The organism is Phaeobacter sp. PT47_59 (genome assembly GCF_028890025.1).
Lineage (GTDB): Bacteria > Pseudomonadota > Alphaproteobacteria > Rhodobacterales > Rhodobacteraceae > Phycobacter.
Genome location: NZ_JARCJL010000001.1, coordinates 112,111 through 130,949 on the forward strand (window position 1 = coordinate 112,111; position 18,839 = coordinate 130,949).

Genomic DNA, 18,839 nt, shown 5'->3' on the forward strand with positions numbered 1-18,839 from the left:
GCCAAATGGCGCCGCCCCTTTTCCTTGACCCATATCATGTTTTCCCAGCCAGCCAGACGCTAGCCTGCCGCCATAACGAGGAAAGGAATTACCATGTTTGCAAACAACGTTGGGGGTCTGGACAAGATCCTGCGGATCGTCGTCGGAGCGCTACTCATCGTCGGCGCGCTGATGGGCTACGGCTGGTGGATGTGGATCGGCGTGGTGCCGCTGGCAACCGGCCTTCTGGGCACCTGCCCGCTCTATTCGATCCTGGGCTTCAACACCTGCCCTATGAAGAAGTAAGGAAGGCCCCCACTGTATCAATGGGGGCCAGTCCGCCTACTCAGTTTACCTACTCCGCCGCGACCTTCTGCGCCTCAAGCATCGGCTTGAGGTAGCGCCCGGTGTGGCTGCGGGGTTCTTTCGCGACGTCCTCGGGCGTGCCGGTCGCGACGATCTCGCCCCCGCCATCGCCGCCTTCGGGGCCGATGTCGATGATCCAGTCGGCGGTCTTGATCACATCGAGGTTATGCTCGATCACCACCACGGAATTGCCCTGCTCCACCAACTCGTGCAGCACCTCCAAGAGCTTCTTCACATCCTCGAAATGCAGGCCGGTGGTGGGTTCATCGAGGATATAGAGCGTGCGCCCGGTGGAGCGTTTCGACAGTTCCTTCGACAGCTTCACCCGCTGTGCCTCACCGCCCGAGAGGGTCGTGGCCTGCTGGCCCACCTTGATATAGCCAAGGCCCACCCGCATCAGCGCATCCATCTTGTCGCGGATTGACGGCACGGCGGCAAAGAAGCCCTGCGCCTCTTCCACTGTCATATCAAGCACATCGGCGATGCTCTTGCCCTTGAAAGTGACTTCCAGCGTTTCGCGGTTGTACCGCTTGCCCTTGCAGGTCTCACATTCCACGTAGACATCCGGCAGGAAGTGCATCTCGATCTTGATGACGCCATCGCCCTGGCAGGCCTCGCAGCGCCCGCCCTTGACGTTGAAGGAGAACCGCCCTGGTTTGTAGCCGCGCGTCTTGGCCTCGGGCAGGCCTGCGAACCAATCGCGGATCGGGGTAAAGGCGCCGGTATAGGTCGCGGGGTTCGACCGCGGCGTGCGCCCGATGGGGCGCTGGTCGATGTCGATCACCTTGTCCAGATGCTCCAGCCCCTTGATGGTCTCACAAGGTGCCGGTGTCTGGCGCGCACCGTTGAGGCGCATGGACGCCGTCTTGAACAGGGTCTCAATCGTCAGGGTCGATTTGCCGCCGCCCGACACGCCGGTGACGCAGACGAATTTGCCCAAGGGGAATTCCGCGGTCACATCCTTCAGGTTGTTGCCGGTCGCCTTGACGACCTTGATCTTCTTCTTGTTGCCCTTGCGCCGGGTGGCGGGAATTTCGATCTGGCGCGTGCCTGACAGATACTGCCCGGTGATCGAGGCCGGATCGGCAGCGATATGCTCTGGCGTGCCGTGGCTGACCACCTGGCCACCATGCACCCCCGCGCCGGGGCCGATATCGAAAACGTAATCGGACTGGCGGATCATATCCTCGTCATGTTCCACCACGATCACCGTATTGCCCTGATCGCGCAGGTTCTTCAGCGTGGTGATCAGCCGGTCGTTGTCGCGTTGGTGCAGGCCGATCGAGGGCTCGTCCAGCACGTATAGCACGCCGGTCAGCCCCGAGCCGATCTGGCTGGCCAGCCGGATCCGCTGGCTTTCGCCACCCGAAAGGGTGCCCGAATTGCGGCTGAGGGTCAGGTACTCAAGCCCCACATTGTTGAGGAACCCCAAACGTTCGCGGATTTCCTTGACGATGGCGCGAGCGATTTCCTGTTTCTGGACGCTCAGGTGGTTCGGCACATCCTCGATCCAGGCGAGCGCCTCGCGGATGGACTTCTGCACCACCTGCCCCACGTGAATATCGGAAATCCGGACCGCCAGCGCCTCTTCCCGCAGGCGGAAGCCGCCGCAGGCCCCGCAGGGACGGTTGTTCTGGTAGCGTTCGAATTCCTCGCGAATCCAGTTGCTGTCGGTCTCGCGGTAACGCCGCTCCATGTTGGGAATGACGCCTTCAAAGACACGAGTCACATTGTAGACCCGCCCGCCTTCATCATAGCGGAAGGCGATTTCCTCGTCGCCCGAACCATATAGGAAGACCTGCTTCACATGGGCAGGCAGATCCTTCCACGGCGTGTTCTTGTCGAACTCGTAATGGTTGGCAATGGCTTCGATGGTCTGCAGGAAATAGGGCGACTTGCCCTTGCGCCAGGGCGCCAGCGCCCCGTCATAGACCTTGAGGCTCTGGTCCGGAACCACCAGCCGTTCGTCAAAGAACAGCTCCATTCCCAACCCGTCACATTCCGGGCAGGCCCCGAAGGGCGCGTTGAAGGAGAACAGCCGCGGCTCGATCTCGGGGATGGTGAAGCCGCTGACAGGACAGGCGAAATTCTCCGAGAAGGTGATGCGTTCGGGATCGCCTTCGCGCGGGGCGGTTTCAAGGATCGCAATGCCATCCGCCAGATCCAGCGCGGTGCGCAGACTGTCTGCCAGCCGGGTTTCCAGCCCTTCACGGACCACGATCCGGTCCACCACCACGTCAATGTCATGGCGGAACTTCTTGTCCAGCGTCGGCGGCTCGTCCAGCTCGTAGAATTCACCATCCACCTTGACCCGCTGGAAGCCCTGCTTCCTCAGTTCGAGGAATTCCTTTTTGTACTCCCCCTTGCGGTCGCGCACGATGGGGGCCAGCAGGTAGCCCCGGGTGCCCTCCTCCAGCGCCATGATACGGTCAACCATGTCCTGCACCTGCTGCGCCTCGATCGGCAGGCCGGTTGCTGGACTATAGGGTGTGCCCGCGCGCGCAAACAGTAGGCGCAGGTAGTCGTAGATCTCGGTCACCGTGCCGACGGTCGAACGCGGGTTCTTCGAGGTGGTCTTCTGCTCGATCGAGATCGCAGGGCTGAGGCCGCTGATGTGATCCACATCGGGCTTTTCCATCATGTCGAGGAACTGGCGCGCATAGGCGCTCAAGGACTCCACATAGCGGCGCTGCCCTTCGGCATAGATGGTGTCAAAGGCCAGCGAGGATTTGCCCGAGCCCGAAAGACCGGTGATCACCACCAGTTCATCGCGCGGAATATCCACGTCGATGCTTTTCAGGTTGTGTTCGCGCGCGCCGCGCACCTCGATGGTCTTCAGCTCAGCCATGAAAGCCCCCAATACCCGCATCCGGCCTGGACGCCGGTGCTTGCCCCTAGAGATAGGCAAAGCTGGCCGAGTCTCCAACCCAAAATCAAGAACGTTCAGCGAACATCTGATTTTCTGCGCTGAGCGGCCAACAGGCCATGCACAACGCAGCCAGAGGCAAAGACAATCGCCGCCACCAGCAGCATGGCGTTATAGCCGCCCGCGCCCAGGACCCAGACCATCAGCGGCGTCCCGATGGTATTGCCCAGGTTGCCCGCCATGGCCATGGCGCCATTGGAAGCCGCCTGATCGGCGGCGCGGGTATTGAGCTGCGCGACCGAGGCAAAGCTTGGCCCCTGCACCAACCCCAGCGCCCCCGCCAGCGCCAGGCAACCCAGCGGCGCGCCCGGCTCCAGCCACAGCCAGAGCAGCGACAGGGCACTCAAGGCAAATCCAACCTGCACCAGGGTCACGGCGCTGAAACGGCGCAGCAGAACCACGCCAAGGGTCATGGAGACCGCGATGGAGGTGAGCGGCATCGCCCCCATCACAAAACCCCGCCAGGCCGGATCCAGATAGGGGGGCAGAACGGTCAGGATTGCGACGAAGCAGATGGTGTAGAACAGCCAGCCCGCCGCCGGGGCCACCAGCCAGGGGGAGCGGAAGATCTCCAGATGCAGGCGGGGCATGGCAGAGAGTTTCGGCATCGGCTGGCGCTCTGGCACCGGCACCGCGTGCAAGGCCCGGGCCAGGACCAGCGCCAGCCCAGCCATGATCACAGCATGGGCGCCAAACAGCGCCTGAACGCCCCAGGCTCGCGCCAGCGGCACGCCAAGCCAGGACAACAGCGCGTATGACACCGCAAAAAAGGTGCTCCACAGGGTCAGCGCAGCGCCACGATGGCGGTTCGCGCTGAGCTGCGCAATCAAGGTCGGGGCAGCCACCACAACGCCCAGATGCGACAGGCCTTCGATCACGCGGGTCGCCAGAAAGATGCCGAATGGCAGATCCAGCACCTGCAGTGCCGACATCAGCGCCCCACCTGCGAGGCAGACCACCAGTGTCCGGCGAAATCCGAAGGCCGAAACCACCATACCCGCGATGACGCCCAGAAGGATGCCAAGGAAGCCGACCAGCGACACGGTGAACCCGATGGCGCTGCCTGTGCCCGAAAACAGCGCTGACATCTGGTCGAAGACCACGCTGACCTTGCCGTATTGCGCGGCAGCCCCCAGGCCCGCGCCCCAGATCAGCAGGATCAGCCCCCAGCGAGTGTGTTCGCGCGTCGCCATAGCGGTTTCCCAATACTCAGTTCAATCAAACCGCGCCAAAGACGGTATCGGCCCGTTGCCAGAACGGAATGGCACGTCCAGCGGAAACAGAAAAGGCCCAAGGCCCTGCAGGCCTCGGGCGTTCAGCACCCCATGCGGATGGGGCTAGAAGTGAATGGTGCGATCAAAGGCGTTCAAGACGCTTTCGTGCATCATCTCGCTGAGGGTCGGATGCGGGAAGACCGTGTTCATCAGATCCTCTTCGGTGGTTTCCAGCTGGCGCCCCACCACATAGCCCTGGATCAGCTCGGTCACCTCGGCGCCGATCATATGCGCGCCCAAAAGCTCTCCGGTCTTGGCGTCAAAGATCGTCTTGATCATGCCTTCAGGTTCACCCAGGGCGATGGCCTTGCCATTGCCGACAAAGGGGAAGCGACCAACCTTGATCTCATATCCCAGCTCCTTGGCCTTGGCCTCGGTATAGCCGACGCTTGCGACCTGAGGATGGCAATAGGTGCAGCCTGCGATGCTTTCGGGTTTCACCGGATGCGCATGCTGACCTGCGATCAGTTCCGCCACCATGACGCCCTCATGGCTGGCCTTATGGGCAAGCCAGGGCGCGCCCGCGATATCGCCGATGGCATAAAGCCCCTCGACGCCGGTACGGCAGAAGGCATCGGTAACCACATGGGTTCGGTCAATCTGGACGCCAAGCGCCTCCAGCCCCAGACCTTCGACATTGCCGACGATCCCCACGGCCGAGATCACCGTGTCGAATTCCATCTTCTCGACCTTGCCGCCGGTTTCGATATGGGCGGTGACCTTGCCCTTTGCACGATCCAGCTGCTTCACCATGGATTTCTCCATGATTTTCATGCCCTGCTTTTCAAAGGCTTTCTTCGCCATGCCGGAAATCTCGGCATCCTCGACCGGCAGCACCCGGTCCATCACCTCAACCACGGTGGTATCGGCGCCCAGCGTGTTGAAGAAGCTAGCAAATTCGATTCCGATGGCGCCGGATCCGATGACCAGCAATTTCTTCGGCATCCGCGGTGCCGTCAGCGCATGGCGATAGGTCCAGACCAGATCGCCGTCCGCCTCAAGCCCCGGCAGTTCACGCGCACGGGCGCCGGTGGCCAGGATGATGTTCTTGGCGGTCAGTTCCTCTGTGCCCTTGTCGGTCTTCACGGTGACCTTGCCCTTGGCGGGGATCGTCGCCTCGCCCATGATCACGGTGACCTTGTTCTTCTTCAGAAGATGCGCCACGCCCGAGGACAGCTGCTTGGCCACCCCGCGCGAACGTTTGACCACTGCATCCAGATCATAGCCGATGCCATCCGCCTTGAGACCAAACTCCTTGGCGCGATGCATCAGGTGGAATACTTCGGACGAGCGCAGCATCGCCTTGGTCGGGATACAACCCCAGTTGAGGCAGATGCCACCGAGATTTTCGCGCTCGATCACGGCGGTCTTCAGGCCCAGTTGTGCAGCGCGGATTGCGGCCACATAGCCACCGGGGCCTGCGCCAATTACGATCACGTCAAAACTCTGTGCGGCCATGGTATCCCTCACCCAGCTCGATCAAAACTAGTTTACCGTTAAACTAGTTTGCGGGACACCGCAATCTCGCTTTCGTTAAACCTGCGATGAACATTTCGGGAGCAGGGCCTTCGGAAGGGCGGGCAGATCAGCCCGCCGCCTGCAGCATGCGCACGGTTTCGCCGTAGCCGCCGCCTGCGACATAGGCCCGTTCCGGAGAGGTGCTGTGCCGCATCAGCGCCGCGTTGCGATAGGGGAAGCGGCCAAACTTGCGGATCACGTCGCGATGCGCCCGGGCATGCAGCAGGTTCGAGTCGCCCCGTTCAGGCATCCGCTCCTTCAGCAGGCGCACGCAACGCTCCTGATCACAAAGGTTTTCCGAATGCATCAGCGGCAGGTAGAAGAACTGCCGCGCGGGTTCGTCGATCTTCAGGTCCCATTTACGGTGAACGGCATTCTTGGCCGCCGCAAGGGCAATGCCGTCAGAGGCAAAGGCCTGCCCAGAGCCACGGAACATGTTGCGCGGGAACTGATCGGTCAGGATGATATAGGCCAGCGTGCCGCTGGGATAGGTCAGCCAAAGCGAGAACCGCCCCTCGCAGGCCGCCTCCCAGGTGGTTTGGAACTTGCTCCGGATGGTCTCATCCAGGGTTTCATCCTGCAGGTACCATCCTTTTTCTCCGACCTCGTCCAGCCAGAATTCCAGGATCTCTTCGGGGCCTACCATCTTGCCTACTCCACTTACATGACCATAGGGCAAGTTCAGCGGAATTAGCCGTGGCATTTCAAGTCACCACAGCGTCACGTTTTGCAACAGGACCGACAATTGGTGAAATATTGCTCACGAATTCCGAAGGTTAGCGCAATCATCCATGCTCTTGCGCGGCTTCTTGCTCTTCCAATTCGGTCTCGATCACATATTCCTGCGCAAATTCTACCGCAACCGGCGACCCGGTCGGCGCCATCGGCGCGAAGGAGCCTGATTCATCCGCGGCAATGGAGGCACGCTGCGTCATCCGGTAGGCCGCATAGGCTGCCAGGGCAAAGGTCAGCACCGCCATGATCAGGAAGAAGCCCGGCGGGCCAAAGACGTTCTCCCCCATCAACCAGCCGGTGATCAGCGGTCCGGTGATGGCGCCCAGGCCGTTGATGAAGACCAGCCCGCCCGAGGCCGCAGCCATGTCGTCGTAGTCGAGGTAATCATTGGTATGGGCGATCAGCAGCGAATAGAGCGGGTTGGTCATACCGCCGATCAGGAAGGCCGCCGCCAACAGGAATACAAAGTTCCCGCCCAGGGCCATGCCCAAAACCGCCGCTGCGCCGCTGAAGGCCGCAGCAAACAGGATCACGACACGGCGATCGACGCGGTCCGAGATCCAGCCCAGCGGATATTGCAGCACCAATGCGCCAACGTAAAAGGTGGCGACAAACAGTGAAATCTGCGGCAGCGGCAGCCCGGCGGATGCGGCGTAGACCGCGCTCATCCCGAACTGCGCCGAAAAGACCCCCCCCAGCAGGAACATGCCGACGCAGCCCAGCGGAGAGGCCTGCATCAGCTCGCGCAGGCTCATCGGTTTCGTGGTGTCAAAGGCCGGTGTCGGCGAAATCGACAACAGGATCGGCGCAAAGGAAACAGAAACCACCACCGAGGCGATCACGAATGTCTCGTAGCCCGACGGGTTGCCCACCAGCATCAGCGCCTGGGCCGAGACGATCCCCAGCATCTGCACCAGCATGTAAAGCGACAGCGCCTTGCCCCGGTTGGCATTGTCGGCGGCATTGTTCAGCCAGCTTTCCGCGGTGACATACACGCCGGAAAAGCAAAAGCCGATCAGGACGCGCCCAGCCATCCAGGCAAAGGGGTTGGTGATCGCAGGATAAAGAATCATCACCGCCGAGATCAGCGAAGCCAGTGCCGCAAAGACCCGCACATGGCCGACCCGCCGGATCATCTCGGGCGCCATGCGCGATCCGCCAAGGAAGCCAACGAAATAGGCCGACATCACAAAGGACATCTCAAGCGTGGAAAACCCTTCCAAATCGCCGCGCACGCCCAGGATGGTGCCCTGAAGACCGTTGCCGATCATCAGCATCCCCATGCCCAACAGCAGCGCCCATGCGCTCGACAGCACCTGCCACATTGCTCGTATTCCTTTCCAGCCGCGCGCCACCCTGTCCACCCGGACAGAAGGAACGCCGCGCCATGCATTCCTGTGCCCCTTAGCCTCGCATTGAAACCGGGGAAAGGGCAATCTTGCAAGGCACGACCATGGCGCACAGTTTCATGGCCCGGCACCGGTGTTTCAGTGCCCGCCCGCTGCAGCTCCTTTCGACACCCTGCCGCGGCAGGCAGGTCAGGTCTGATCCGCCGCCGCCGTAGGGGGGATCAAAAGCGACGCATCGCCATAGGAAAAGAAGCGATAGCGGTTCTCGACCGCATGGGAATAGATCTCTCGGATAGTCTGCTGCCCCATCAGGGCCGAGACCAGCATCATCAGGGTCGACCGCGGCAGGTGGAAGTTGGTCATCAGCGCATCGGCCACGTGAAAGGTGAAACCGGGGTAGATGAAGATGTCTGTCTCTCCCTCCCAAGGGGCGATCTCACCGCTGCGGGCGGCGCTTTCGATCAGCCGCAGGGCGGTTGTCCCCACCGGGATGACCCGTCCCCCCGCCGCCTTGGTCGCAGAGATTTCGGCGGCGGCCTCGGGGCTGACGCAGCCCCATTCCGCGTGCATCTTGTGGGTGGTCACATCCTCGACCTTGACCGGCAGAAAGGTGCCAGCCCCCACGTGCAGGGTCACATAGGTGAAGCTGACGCCCTTTGCCGCCAGGGCTTTCAGCAGCGGCTCGTCGAAATGCAGCGATGCGGTCGGCGCCGCCACGGCACCGGAATTCTTGGCCCAGACGGTCTGATAGTCGGTCTTGTCCTGGTCATCCGCTGCGCGTTTGGCCGCGATATAAGGTGGCAGGGGCATGGCGCCCGCCTCTGACAGCGCCGCCTCGAAGGCATCGCCCTCTAGGTTGAAACGCAGCGCGCCCTGCCCGTCCGTCACTGCATCCAGAACCGCCTCGAACCCTTCGGCAAAACGGATCGTCTCGCCGATCTTCACCTTTTTCAGAGGTTTCAACAGCGCGGTCCAGGTGCCATCCGCACCCGGTTCCAGCAAGGTGACCTCGATCCGGGCGGCGGTCTGCCCCTGGGCACCGCTGCGATGGCGCAGGCCCGACAGGCGCGCCGGGATCACCCTGGTATCGTTCAGGACCAGCCGGTCACCGGGCTGCAGCCAGTCCGGCAGGTCATAGACATGGGCATCGGTGATCTCTGCCCCCTGTGCCACCAGCAAACGCGCCGCACTGCGGGGGCTTGCGGGACGGGTTGCAATCAGATCCTCGGGCAGGTCGAAATCAAAGTCGCTCAGTTTCATGGCGGCCATATAGGGGCTTTGCCTTCGCTTTACCACGGAAATTGTCAGCGTTCGCCCCCCTGGGCGGAGGCGGGCGCAGTCGGCTTCTTTTCCGGCGCCAGGGGGCCGCTGGTGGGCGGCGCGGCCGCCGGTTCCTGCCCCGGCACCTGCGGTGCGCGACCGCGGAACAGCTCTCTTAATATGCCCGGAGCCAGACCCGACAACGGGTTAACCTGCACCTTCGGATCATCCGAGCTGCCGCGCAACCGGAAGGCAAACCCGATCAATCCCTCGCCCTTGCGGGTCAGCACGCTGCCAATGGCATTGACCATGTAGATCGGCGAGATCACCCCGCGCATATCCAGCTCCGAGGTGTTCAGATCGTAGTTCCCATCCATGGAGAGGCCGATCGAGGGGCCGACCGCGCTGCTTTCATGAACAATCAGATGGGTGGCGCCGAGCCGGAAGCTGGCCTCCACCTCTGAGAACAAAATACCCTGTCCGGAGAGTTCGTTGACCAGGCCCACCAGGCTCAGCGCATTGACAAGGGCCGCCATCGAGGGCGCATCCTTGACGCGGGTGTTCTGCACGGTCATGCGCCCGTCGTATTCGCCGGGCCGGGCGGCGGGCACCAGGGTCATGTCGAATGTCCCGCCCTGCCCGTGCCGCAACACGCCGGCGGCACGAAAGATCCCCCCTGCGTCCTCCGATTTGATCCGCGTTGCCGTGCCGCCCTGTTCCGGCAGCACGATCCCGGTCAGCGGCGTCTGCCCGTTCAGCCGCGCCGCAAATTCGCCGCGAAACCCGCCACGGGTGACAAAGGCGCCGTTGAAGCCATTGAGCGCGATACTGTCGGTCACCTGGAGCCGCTCCAGAGCCAGCGTGATCGGCCCCGAAGCGCCGCTGTCAGCGGAACCGGTGCTGCCGCTGGAACTGGTGAAGGGGGCGCGGCGCATGTCGATCATGCCGCCCTCGATCCGGATGGCGGGGGCGGCAGTGCCGCGCCCGACAATGGCGACGGGAGCCCGCAGCCAGTCGCCAAGGGAGACCGCGCTGAACAGCGCCCGGTCCAGGCTGCCGTCCTCGCGGGTGGTCACGGTGCCTTCGGCCTTCAGCCCCGCCGCCTCAAGGCGCAGACGGTCCACCGAAGGCTCACTGCGCAGCGTCACGATCATATCCAGCAGGCCGCTGCTGGCTTCCGGCTTGCGCCAACTCAAGGACGGGATCTGCAGGCCGATGCCCTCCAGCGCCGAGGTCAGGCTCAACTCGGGCGGCGCCCCCGGTGTCAGGCGCAGGTCGTACCGGGCCTGCCCCTCCCCAAAGACCGAGCCGCGCGGCAGGCCGATGTTGAAAGCCTCCAACACCGCTTCCGAGAGGGTGACTTCGCCATTCACATAGCTGGTTGTATCGGCATCGCGGCCAATCTCCTGCCGCCAGGTCGCCTGCAGCGGGATACCGGACAGGGTGCCGTCGCCCGAGAGGGTGACATGGCCCTGATCGCCGCTCAGCTGCAAGCGATCCGCTGCAACCTCCTGCCCCGGCACCAGCACCGCGCTGTGCACATCCCTGACTTCCCCTGTGTAGTGATAAAGGATCTCCTCCGGTGTCACCCCCTGGCGCAGGGGCAAGGACAGGGTCCCGGTGACATGGGCCTGCCCCTCTGCCAGGGTCACCGGCAGGCCTGCCTTGGACATCACCGCAAGCGGCGGCCGATTCAGCAGCGACAGGCCTGCCGTCACCGACCCGGAGGCCTGCACCCGAACAATCCCCGGTGCGCCACCTTTGACCGAGGTATCCGGGATGATGAAGGAGGTGCCGGTGACATCGACCGCACCGCCGTCCTCGGCCATGACGGTTCCCGCGCTTGCCGTGACCACCAGCCGCGTACCATGCAGGCTGAACTGGCCCGCGGCCTCCTGCACGGGCGGCATGTGTTTCTGAAACCGGGCCTCGACCCCGGCAAAACTGGTATCCACATGCAGGAACGGCTTTTCCAGCCCCGCCCCGCGCAACGCAACATGCCCATCGACGACACGACCGCGATACAGGTTCTCCCGGACCCATTGGCGCGGTTTCGGAGGCGCGGCGGAGGGCCACAGCTCCTTGATCCGGTCAACCGACATCTGGTCCACACGACCGTTGAGCGCATAGGTCCAGCCTTCGGGCCGGGCAGCGACGGAGCCGTCCAGCAGAATGCGTGACTTCCCATCGCGCACCAGTATTTCCCCCAGCTGCAGGCGGAAGGGATCCGGCTCCAGCCGGAAATCGGCGCGCAGGCCCGCCAGTTCGAGCGGCCTGTCGTAAAGGTAGTTCGGGTTCAAAAGGAGATTGGTAAACCGCAATTGCCCGACCAGTTCGGTCAGGCGGCCGTTTTCGATCCCGCTCAGATTGGCCCGGCCTTCCATCGTTCCCGAAACCCAGCCGCTTTTGACCTGCAGCTCATCGAACCGCAGCGCCTGCTCGGCGGGGAAATAGGTGAAATAGCTATGTGCGCTTTCGATCGGGACCGGCCGGGTTTCCTGCGACGGCTGGATCACCCCCTTGCCGATCTGCAGGCTGGCGGACAGGGTCAACAGCTCGCCCTCTTTGCCCAGGCCGCCCCGCAAGGACCCGGAGATCGGTGCCCTCAGCGCCTGCAGCCAGCCAAGGGCCGGCGCCTGCACCGCAATGTCCTCGCTGGCGATCTCGCTGATCAGGAACCCAAAATCCGCCGATGCATCGCCAATATCCGACTTGTAGTTGGCCTCAACCGTGCCGACGTATTGCCGACCGCTGAGCACCGAAAAGCCTCCCGAAAGCGCAAGGCTCTTGCCCTCGCGCGCCAAGCGTACAGAGCCGCCATCCAGGGTCCAGACCCGATTGAGACGGCCATCCTCATAGCGCAGAGTCAGCGCTTCGGTCGCAACCTCGGTCAAGGCAGCCAGCTCAGGCCGTTCAAACTGCGCATCCCAGTGCTCGATCAGCTGTGGCAGGTCCGAGGCCGACCGCAAGGGCGATCCCGCCTCGGAGAAGCTCAGTTGGAAATTGCCGTCAGCCCCCCGCCGCAAAGAGGCAAAGAGCCCGCTCAGCCAGATCTTCTTGGGCTGGATCTGCCCTTTCAGCAAAGGACGCATGGCCAGAGAGACCTCTGCATCCGCCAGCCGTGCGACCGGAGTTCCATCAGCCTGGATCAGGGCGACATCCCGCAGGCCGATCCGGGGCCGCCAGCCGCGGTTCACCACCATGTGGATCTGACCGAATTCGATCTTCAAGCCGCCCAGGTTCTGTTCCAGCCGCGCCTCCACCCGCTGACGCAGCCATTGCGGCGCATCAAGCCGGGTCCCGATACCGAAATAGAGGGCTCCCGCGGCGATCAGGCACAGCACTGCGACAAGGCGCACCATCCGTTTGAGCGCCCGCAGACGCCAGGGCACGGCGGCGCGCAAGTCCTGCGCCTGCTCGGCCACGGCATCAGCAGGCCCCGGCACGGGTTCGGCACGCGCGGCCTCTGGCCCGTCGGACTCGCGATGATGCGCCAAAGGTTCGATCTGTTCTTTTCCTTTGCCTACCATAGGCTATCTATGGCACCCGAAACTGTGAAACGAAGCGGAGACCACAATGTCCGAACCATCCGATCTCACCCCCTCCACTCCCGCACCTCTGTTCAACCTGCCCCGTGATGGCGGTGGCGAGGTCTCCCTCGCGGACCTCAAGGGCCAGGCGGTCGTTCTGTTCTTCTACCCGCGCGATGATACGCCGGGCTGCACCAAGGAATCCATTGGGTTTTCAGCATCTTTGCAGGCTTTTGCCGATGCGGGCGCCGCAGTATTCGGAATTTCCAAGGATACGGTGGCAAAACACGACAAATTCGTCGCCAAACATGAGCTGACCACGCCCCTGCTGTCCGATGCGGACGGCACCACCTGCGAGGACTACGGTGTGTGGAAGGAAAAGAACATGTACGGCAAGAAACACTGGGGAATCGAACGCTCCACCTTCCTGATCGACGCCGAAGGGCGCATCGCGCGCATCTGGCGCAAGGTCAAGGTCGATGGCCACGTGGAAGAGGTTCTGGAAGCGGTCACGGCGCTCTGAGCGAACACCGCCGCCCGTATCCTTTCAACGCCAATCATCCGGTGGGGCTCCCGCGCCCGCGGAACAGGGCTTGTTGGCCCTGCCCTTGGCGGCCTTGGGCCCGGCGCCGCGCGATGCGCGGCGCCGGGCCCAACGGGAGGAGATCATTTCCTCAAATGATCGACGACGGGCGGGAGCCTGCCCGAGGAGTTCCCATTCCGCCCCCATTGCCAAAGACCGACCGAAGGTGCAGGAACCGGGGACAGCACAGATCAGCCAGAGGCACAATTCAGGTAGAGGCACTATGAGCGACACCCCCCTTTCCCTTGCACAGATGGCCACCGAGGTTCTCACCACCGCCGACGGCCGCGAGAAGACCGCTCTGTCGCGCCGCCATGCCGCCCGCTGGTTCGCTGCACGGCGTGGGGAGGCGCCGGACATCGCGATCGGCACGGCCAACCCGCCTTTGCAACCGGCCCGCCCGGAAAGACCCGAACTGCTGGACCCGCGCGACGTTCCCAAACGCAAGCCCGGCTCCGAAGCGGGGCGTATCGCCCTCCTTCATGCCGTTGCCCATATCGAACTCAACGCCGTGGATCTGCACTGGGACATCATCGCCCGCTTTTCCCATGTCCCCATGCCGATGGGGTTCTTTGACGACTGGGTGAAATCGGCCGATGAGGAGTCGAAACATTTCAACCTGATGTGCGACTGCCTTGAAAGCCTTGGTAGCCATTATGGCGCCCTGCCCGCCCATGCGGGCATGTGGCGCGCGGCGGAAGACACCGCAGAGGATCTGATGGGCCGCCTCGCGGTGGTGCCCATGGTGCTGGAGGCACGCGGGCTGGATGTTACCCCCGGCATGATCGAGATCTTCCGCAAGGCCAAGCTCACCCAGGCGGTCGAGGCGCTTGAGGTGATCTACAGCGAGGAAGTCGGCCATGTGGCCTATGGTTCGAAATGGTTTCATTTCCTCTGCGGCCGCGAGAACCTGGACCCCAAGGACGTCTTCCACGCCCTGGTGCGCAAGTATTTCCACAGCACCCTGAAGCCCCCGTTCAACGAGGAAAAGCGCGCCGAGGCGGGGCTGCCGCCCGATTTCTACTGGCCGCTTACCGAGACAGGGGCGCAACCCAAGCTCGACTGATCCACCGGGGGCGCCCGGCAGTATTCCGCCAATTGCCCGGCCTGACAGCAGGAATTCCCTTCAAATTGGTCAACAGACTTGCCCAAGCAGGGCGGTCTGGCTATTCAAATGGGCCATGGTCTGCGCCTTGACGGGGCACATCATGACAAATGGGATGGAACAAGGATCAGCGCGTGCCGACACGTCTGACTATCAAAATTCACGCCTTTCTGGAGCGTCACTTACCGGAACGTCGCGTTTTCCTGAAATCCGATACCGATACCCGGTTCATCCGTCTGCGACCGGAAACACAGCTGGTGGCCGTCATCGGAACAGGCCTGTTTGTCGGCTGGTCGATCATCGCCACGGCCATCGTCCTGATGGACAGTATCGGCGCCGGGAATTTCCGTGAACAGGCCAAGCGCGACCAGATGACCTACCGCAGCCGGTTGGATGCAATTGCCTCCGAACGCGACAGCCGCGCCGAAGAGGCGCTGGCGGCCCAGCGGCGCTTCAATGCCGCCCTGGCGCAGATTTCGGACATGCAGTCGGAACTTCTGGCCTCTGAAACCCGGCGCCGCGAATTGGAAACCGGCATCGAGGTGATCCAGACCACCCTGCGCGAAACCATGAGCCAACGCGATAGTGCCCGCGCGACCCTGGCCGAGTTGCGCAAGGAAACCGAAGCAGACGGCAACACGCAACTGGCCGCAGCCATCGCCCCGCTGCAGATGGAGTTCCTCTCCACCGCCCTGGCCGAAACCGCCGGGGAGCGCGATCAGATCCGCTCGGATGCGCGTTCCGCGCTTCAGGAACGGGATTCGCTTGAGATGGAACTCAAGCTGATGGACGAGCGCAACAACCAGATCTTCCGCCAGCTGGAAGAGGCGGTCACCGTTTCCGTGACCCCGCTGGACAAGATGTTCCGCAAGGCGGGCATGGCGCCCGACCGCATCCTGGAACAGGTCCGGCGCGGCTATAACGGTCAGGGTGGGCCGCTGGCCCCTTTGGCGCTGTCCACGCGCGGTGAGGAACCCACGGCCGAGGAATTGCGGGCCAACCGGATCCTCAATGAGCTCAACCAGCTGAACCTCTATCGCATGGCCGCGCAGCAAGCGCCCTTTGCCACGCCGGTGAACCTGGGCCAGGTGCGCCAGACGTCAGGTTATGGCTACCGGCGCGATCCCAAGACGGGCGGACGTCGGCTGCACAAGGGATCCGATTTTGCCGGCCGCACCGGCACCGATATCTTTGCCACCGCCGACGGCGTTGTCACCCATGCGGGTTGGCAGTCCGGCTATGGCAGGCTGGTTACCATTCGCCATGCCTTTGGCATCGAAACCAGATATGCCCATAACTCCAAACTCCGCGTGAAGGTCGGTCAAAGGGTCTCGCGCGGGGATCACATTGCTGATATGGGTAACACCGGACGGTCCACCGGGACCCACCTTCATTACGAGGTGCGGGTCAACGGAACACCCGTAAACCCTATGACCTACATCAAGGCTGCACGAAATGTTTTCTAAAAGCAAAATCAACGAGCCCGGGCCCAAGCAGGCCGAAGCAACCCCAGCTGCCGCAACGCCAAGCGCGCCGCCCGCCGCTGCGCCTGCAAGCGATTTCAAGGCCAGCCCGCCCAAGGCCAAGCCGCCCGCATCGCTGCTCAGCTCTGATCTGCACATCACCGGCAACCTGAAGACCACCGGCGACATCCAGGTCGAGGGCACCGTCGAAGGCGATATCCGTGCGCACCTGCTGACCATCGGTGAAAGCGCCACCATCAAGGGTGAAGTCACCGCCGATGACGTGGTGATCAACGGTCGGATCGTGGGACGCGTGCGCGGCCTCAAGGTACGCCTGACCTCGACCGCACGGGTTGAGGGCGACATCATTCACAAGACCATCGCCATCGAGAGCGGCGCCCATTTCGAAGGCTCCGTGCAGCGTCAGGATGACCCGCTGAACCCCGGAGGCAAAAAGGCCGCACCGGCAGCTGCTGCCGCAGCACCTGCCGCCGCCAAGTCGGACAGCTGACGCCTCACTTGCCTGATCGGGCATTTCCCGGTCTGCAAACCTATGAACGCCGCAAGATCTTGCGGCGTTTTCTTTTTACCCAGCTTGAGTGTGGAGCCTGCGCTATTGCGGCGGCTGAGCTTATCCCGTGCCAGCCTTAACTTAAGCTTTTTTTAAACATGCGCCTTGAAGGCATCATTCACAGGTTGTACAAAGATCTGACGTGCACGCGCGGATTTCAGCCACGCTTTCCACTGCAGGGCCTTGAATGGGGATGCTGATTTGACAAGAAAACCCGTCCGGGTTCAGGGCGTTACCTGTCCCCAAGCAGAATTCAACGCCAGCCCGGACAGTGCCTCGGCCCTCTCTTGCACCCGCCCCAACTGATCTGAGACCTGCCACATCTGATCCTGATCTGTGACCCACATCCAATAATTCAGAAATCCAATACCCAAAGAAGAAGACCCAATGGCAACGTTTACAATCAACAATTCAACCGAAACCTGGTCGGTCAGAGACCTGCAAACTTATTACATAAGGAATATCACGCCGGTCACGACAAGCACATCGACGGTATCCCTAACCGGTATCAACAACCGGGGGGAATCGGTTTTCTATTCGGTCTCCGGGAGCTTTTATTCGACTGGCTATACGGTAACCGGGACCATCCGAAACATTACCCTGCAAATCGAAGGCGTCACCGCGTTTTCGGCCACGGGGCTTGATGTTCCGTTCACCAGCTATTCCAACGTTGGCTCTAACTCTTTCACCACCTACGCCACCCAGGGCAATGACACCTTCAACGTCACCTCCACGAGGGGAAACCGCTGGGAGGCAGGCGCCGGCGATGACACAATCAACCCGGGGAGCGGCGACGACACGATTGACGGCGGAAGCGGCACCGACAGGCTGATCATCAACGCCACCTTTGCCAGCGCAACCTTTGAAACCAGCACGGTCAGTGGGTTTAGAGGTATCACTGTCAGGACCCTGGACGGGAAGGATACCTTCACCTCGGTTGAAAACCTTCAATTTCTGGACCGGACTCTTGCGGTAACAATTGGGGACGGAACCCGCAATCCGATATCGGGTGATCAACAGATCACGTCCACCGAGGATCTCATGGAGGGAACCATGAGTGCCGACGTGATGAATGGCTTGACCGGAAATGACACGCTGTTCGGATCGGGAGGCAATGATACGCTCAACGGTGGCTCGGGAGATGACCTGATTTTCGGCAACGATTCCGATGATCGCCTGGACGGCGCGGAGGGTCACGACAGGCTGATTGGCAATAGTGGCGACGATTCCATCATCGGTGGCACCGGTTTTGACCGCCTCAGCGGCGGCGGTGGCGACGATGTCCTTGATGGGGGCCACGGTCGGGACCGCCTTCTGGGCGGCGAGGGCCGCGATCAAATGAATGGCGGCAACCACAATGACGACCTAACGGGTGGTGACGGAAATGACATTCTGAATGGCGGTTCCGGCATCGATACGCTCGAAGGGGGAGATCACGACGATCAGATAAACGGTGGCAGGCACGCCGACCAGCTCAGTGGTGACGATGGAAACGATACGCTGAACGGCGGTTCCGGCAACGATACGTTGCAGGGCGGCAAGGGCGATGATCAGATCAACGGCGGCAACCACGATGACCACCTGAGAGGTGACGATGGCGGCGATACGCTGAATGGCGGCTCTGGCAACGACACCCTTGAGGGCGGCCAAGGGCGCGACACCCTCATCGGTGCCAAGGGTGATGATCTGCTGACCGGTGGCGACAGGGCCGATGTCTTTGCCTTCCGCAAGGGCCATGGCAATGACACCATTTCCGATTTCACTGTCGGCATGGATCACATCGAAATCGGCCTGGGCGCCTCCCGGTTCAGGCAGCTGGAGATCTCCCAACAGGGTGACGATGTCCTGGTCGCCTTTTCCGACGTGACCATTCTGATTGAAAACGCGCAGCTGTCGGACATTGATCAGGCTGACAACTTCCTGTTCTGATCCAGGGCGAAGGACGCGACCAACATGTGTGGCCCCTCAGGTGAGGGCGTCGCACATGCACGGTTGATGCGGGTTGCAAATACACCCGCAACAACCGTGCATGTGCGCCCACTGCAGATGATCTCACCTCGCATCTCCGACCTTAGGCATTAACTATTGTTTAACCATGCTATTGCGGCGCACCCTCACGCATTGGTAGAGTAAACCAGCAACCCAAAGCCAAATAGGACAGTCAAAACCACACGTGTATT

General features: G+C 62.2%; 13 protein-coding genes. 6 read left to right on the forward strand and 7 right to left on the reverse strand.

Going from position 1 to position 18,839, the window contains the following annotated elements; translation table 11 throughout:
- Positions 1–93: 93 nt before the first annotated feature.
- Positions 94–285, forward strand: a complete 192-nt coding sequence (locus tag PXK01_RS00510; protein ID WP_274846780.1) for a YgaP family membrane protein — start codon at positions 94–96, stop codon at positions 283–285.
- A gap of 49 nt (positions 286–334) precedes the next feature.
- Here the strand turns inward: PXK01_RS00510 and uvrA are convergent, their stop codons facing one another.
- The 7 genes from uvrA to PXK01_RS00545 form a co-directional block, all read right to left on the reverse strand.
- The gene (gene uvrA / locus PXK01_RS00515; protein ID WP_274858422.1) at positions 335–3,193 is read right to left on the reverse strand and encodes an excinuclease ABC subunit UvrA; all 2,859 of its coding nucleotides are present in this window, start codon (positions 3,191–3,193) and stop codon (positions 335–337) included.
- A 95-nt stretch (positions 3,194–3,288) separates the two neighbouring features.
- Positions 3,289–4,464: an MFS transporter gene (locus PXK01_RS00520; protein WP_274846778.1), complete on the reverse strand. Its 1,176-nt coding sequence runs from the start codon at positions 4,462–4,464 to the stop codon at positions 3,289–3,291.
- Positions 4,465–4,608: 144 nt separating this feature from the next.
- Positions 4,609–6,003 carry a dihydrolipoyl dehydrogenase gene (gene lpdA, locus PXK01_RS00525; RefSeq protein ID WP_274846777.1) on the reverse strand — a complete coding sequence of 465 codons (1,395 nt, stop codon included), beginning with the start codon at positions 6,001–6,003 and terminating at the stop codon, positions 4,609–4,611.
- Positions 6,004–6,130: 127 nt separating this feature from the next.
- Complete coding sequence (locus tag PXK01_RS00530) at positions 6,131–6,709, reverse strand: DUF924 family protein (RefSeq protein WP_274858622.1); 579 nt, start codon at positions 6,707–6,709, stop codon at positions 6,131–6,133.
- A gap of 139 nt (positions 6,710–6,848) precedes the next feature.
- Complete coding sequence (locus tag PXK01_RS00535) at positions 6,849–8,123, reverse strand: MFS transporter (RefSeq protein ID WP_274846775.1); 1,275 nt, start codon at positions 8,121–8,123, stop codon at positions 6,849–6,851.
- Positions 8,124–8,336: 213 nt separating this feature from the next.
- A complete protein-coding gene (queA, locus tag PXK01_RS00540) occupies positions 8,337–9,407 on the reverse strand; it encodes a tRNA preQ1(34) S-adenosylmethionine ribosyltransferase-isomerase QueA (protein ID WP_274846888.1) in 1,071 nt (356 codons plus the stop codon).
- 44 nt (positions 9,408–9,451) lie between these two features.
- Positions 9,452–12,937 carry a YhdP family protein gene (locus tag PXK01_RS00545; protein ID WP_274858423.1) on the reverse strand — a complete coding sequence of 1,162 codons (3,486 nt, stop codon included), beginning with the start codon at positions 12,935–12,937 and terminating at the stop codon, positions 9,452–9,454.
- A 46-nt stretch (positions 12,938–12,983) separates the two neighbouring features.
- Between PXK01_RS00545 and PXK01_RS00550 the strand changes: the two genes are divergently transcribed.
- The 5 genes from PXK01_RS00550 (at position 12,984) to PXK01_RS00570 (ending at position 18,588) form a co-directional block, all read left to right on the forward strand.
- Positions 12,984–13,460, forward strand: coding sequence for a peroxiredoxin (locus PXK01_RS00550; RefSeq protein WP_274858424.1), 477 nt, complete (start codon positions 12,984–12,986; stop codon positions 13,458–13,460).
- A 283-nt stretch (positions 13,461–13,743) separates the two neighbouring features.
- Positions 13,744–14,586, forward strand: coding sequence for a ferritin-like domain-containing protein (locus tag PXK01_RS00555; protein ID WP_274858425.1), 843 nt, complete (start codon positions 13,744–13,746; stop codon positions 14,584–14,586).
- 173 nt (positions 14,587–14,759) lie between these two features.
- Positions 14,760–16,091 carry a DUF5930 domain-containing protein gene (locus tag PXK01_RS00560; RefSeq protein ID WP_274858426.1) on the forward strand — a complete coding sequence of 444 codons (1,332 nt, stop codon included), beginning with the start codon at positions 14,760–14,762 and terminating at the stop codon, positions 16,089–16,091.
- Positions 16,081–16,599 carry a bactofilin family protein gene (locus PXK01_RS00565; RefSeq protein WP_274846770.1) on the forward strand — a complete coding sequence of 173 codons (519 nt, stop codon included), beginning with the start codon at positions 16,081–16,083 and terminating at the stop codon, positions 16,597–16,599. Before PXK01_RS00560 ends, PXK01_RS00565 begins: the two co-directional genes overlap by 11 nt.
- Positions 16,600–17,046: 447 nt before the next feature.
- Positions 17,047–18,588 (forward strand): calcium-binding protein, encoded by a 1,542-nt coding sequence (locus tag PXK01_RS00570; RefSeq protein WP_274858428.1) that lies wholly within the window; start codon positions 17,047–17,049, stop codon positions 18,586–18,588.
- Positions 18,589–18,839 lie beyond the last annotated feature (251 nt).